Here is a 2,635-nt window from a genome sequence, read left to right as displayed (position 1 = left end):
GGCTCCGCGGACATCGCCCGGCTGGCCGGCCCGGACACCGCCATCGTCGACGCGGACGGCCGGATGGTCATGCCTGGCATCTGCGACGTCCACACCCATCTCGCGCTGGGCGGGGCGTCGGTGGCCTGGGACCTCCCGATCCCGCCGCACTACTCGCCCGAGGAGATCTGCCGGGCCGTCGCGGCGCACGCGGCGACGCTGGGGCCCGACGAGTGGATCACCGGCGGCCTCGTCGGCTCGCCGACGATGGAGCGGCTCGCGACCGTCGAGATGCTCGCCGCGCTCGACCGGGCGGCCGGCGGGCGGCCCGTGGTGCTCAAGGACGACACCCAGCACAACAGGTGGGTCAGCAGCGCCACGCTGAAGGCGATGGGCGTCACCGAGGACTCGCCCGACCCCGAGGGCGGGACGTTCGTCCGCGACGGGGCGGGCCGCCTGACCGGCGTGCTGTGGGAGCAGGCGTCCCGCGCCGCGGAGGTGGCGTTCGCCGAGAGCGTCGAGGACCCCGAGGCGCGCCACCGCGTCACCTTCACGACCGCCGCGCGGATCTGCAACCGGTACGGGATCACCACCGCCTGCGACGCCGCGACCATGGAACCGGCCCTGCGCACGTTCTCGGCGCTGGAGGCCGAGGGCGCGCTCACCCTCAGGGTGGTGGCCTCCACGGTGGCCCGGCCGCTGCTCGCGGAACCCGGCATCAGCGGCGAGGAGCTGCTGGAGCTCTCCGGGCGGTTCGGCTCCGAGCTGCTCCACGTGGGCTTCGTCAAGGTGTTCCTCGACGGCGTCCCCATGACCCGGACCGCCGCGATGCTGGACCCCTACCTCCCGCACCCGTGCGCCGCCCACGGACCCGAGTCCGGGGAGTGCCTCTACGACCTGGACGGGCTCGTCGAGGAACTGGAGCGGGCGGTGTCCGCCGGGCGCGGGGTGAAGCTCCACGCGGCCGGGGACGCGTCGACCAGGCTGGCGCTGGACGCGATCGCGGTCGTCCGCGAACGGCACGGGTCGCGGCCGGTCTTCCACATCGCGCACACCGAGTACGTCGCCCCGTCCGACGTCCGGCGGTTCGCCGAGCTGGACGTCGTCGCCGACGCCTCGCCCTACCTGTGGTACCCGAGCATGATCCAGGACGTCCTGGCCGCCTGCGTCCCGGCCGAGGTCATCGACCGGGCCTGGCCGCTCGCGGACCTCGTGGCCTCCGGGGCCACCGTCGCCGCCGGTTCCGACTGGCCCGCCGGGGCCCCGCTGCCGCACACCTGGACCGGGATCGAGACGATGGTCACCCGGCGCGCGCCGGGCGGGAGCGAGGACGCCGTCAATCCCGGGCAGGCGCTCACGCTGCGGGAGGCGCTGCTCAGCTTCACCCGGCGCCCGGCCGAGGCGATGGGTCTCGGCGAGCGGGTCGGCAGCATCGAGGTCGGCAAGTCCGCGGACTTCGTCGTCCTCTCGCAGAACCTGTTCGACGTCGACACCCACCGGATCCACGAGACGACCGTGCTGGAGACCTATCTGCGCGGCGCCCGGGTCTACGACGCGAACGCCTGACGGGGGGCCACGGCTCACACCGGTCCGTGGACCGTGCGGTGCTGGCTGGGCGTGGTCCCGTAGTGGTCCAGGAAGACCTGCCGCATCGTCTCGGCGGAGCTGAACCCGCAGCGCCTGGCGACCGACGCCAGCGGCAGGGTCGTGGAGACGAGGAGGTGCGCGGCCGCCTCGGCGCGGGCGAGCCGGACGAACTGCGCCGGGGTGCGCCCGACGTGGCCGAGGAACAGCCGGGCCAGATGACGCGCGCTGACCCCCGCGAGTTCGGCGAGCGCCGTCGTGCCGAGGTCGCCGTCCAGGTGCTCCGTGATGTGCTCGACGGTCCGCCGCACGGTCCGGTGGTCCGGGGCCGGCGCGTTGACGAAGGTGCTGATCTGGGCCTGGTTGCCGGACCGCTGGAGGTAGGTCACCATCTGACGGGCCAGCGACCGCGCCAGGGCCGGGCCGTGGTCCTCCTCGACGAAGGCGAGGGTGAGGTCGAGCGCTCCGGTGACCCCGGCCGAGGTGCAGACGTGCCCGTCGCGCAGGTACAGCGGAGTGGCGTCGACGTCGACGGCCGGGTAGTTCCGCGCCATCTCCTCGGCGAACGCCCAGTGGGTCGTGGCACGCCGTCCGTCGAGCAGTCCCGCCCGGGCCAGCACGCCGGCGCCCGTGCACACCGACGCCACCCGGCGGCTCACGCCGGCCAGGCGGCGGACATGGCCGACCAGCGAGCCGTTCAGGGCCGCCGCGGTGTGGCCGGGGCCGCCGACGACCAGCAGCGTGTCGACCGGTCCGCGGGTGCGCTCCAGCGGTGCCTGCGCCGCCACGACCAGCCCCGAGGCGCAGCGCACCGGACGTCCCTGTGGCGTGACCAGGCAGGTCTCGTAGGGCGGACCCGCACCGAGGCGGTTCGCTCCGTCGAGGGCGGTGGTCACGCAGGCGATCTCCACGAGTTCCGCGTCGTCGTAGGCCACGACCACGACACGACGGCGAGTACCTGCTGTCATGGCCGCGATCCTACAGAATCCGTCCGAAGGACACGTATCCAAGGATTCCGGACATGGATGGCGGCGGGCCCGGCCCTCGGTGGCGGGGGTGTCGCAGGCTGGTT

Annotated in this window: 2 protein-coding genes; one reads left to right on the top strand and one right to left on the bottom strand. The window is 74.1% G+C overall.

What is annotated here, in order from left to right:
* On the top strand, window positions 1-1,545 hold a 1,545-nt coding region (locus tag ABD308_RS02195; protein WP_344324617.1), incomplete at its 5' end, for an amidohydrolase.
* A gap of 14 nt (window positions 1,546-1,559) precedes the next feature.
* Here the strand turns inward: ABD308_RS02195 and ABD308_RS02190 are convergent.
* Window positions 1,560-2,531: a GlxA family transcriptional regulator gene (locus ABD308_RS02190; protein ID WP_344324614.1), complete on the bottom strand. Its 972-nt coding sequence runs from the start codon at window positions 2,529-2,531 to the stop codon at window positions 1,560-1,562.
* Between the last annotated feature and the right edge of the window lie 104 nt (window positions 2,532-2,635).

This window comes from Kitasatospora putterlickiae (assembly GCF_039527695.1).
In the GTDB taxonomy this organism is placed as follows: domain Bacteria; phylum Actinomycetota; class Actinomycetes; order Streptomycetales; family Streptomycetaceae; genus Kitasatospora; species Kitasatospora putterlickiae.
The sequence above is the reverse complement of the archived record's forward strand: the minus strand, read 5'-3'. Positions and strand labels throughout refer to the sequence as shown.

What these genes read in the sequence shown, in the direction of transcription:
- ABD308_RS02190 (WP_344324614.1), bottom strand. Translation starts at nt 2,531, where the DNA reads ATGACAGCAGGTACTCGCCGTCGTGTCGTGGTCGTGGCCTACGACGAC.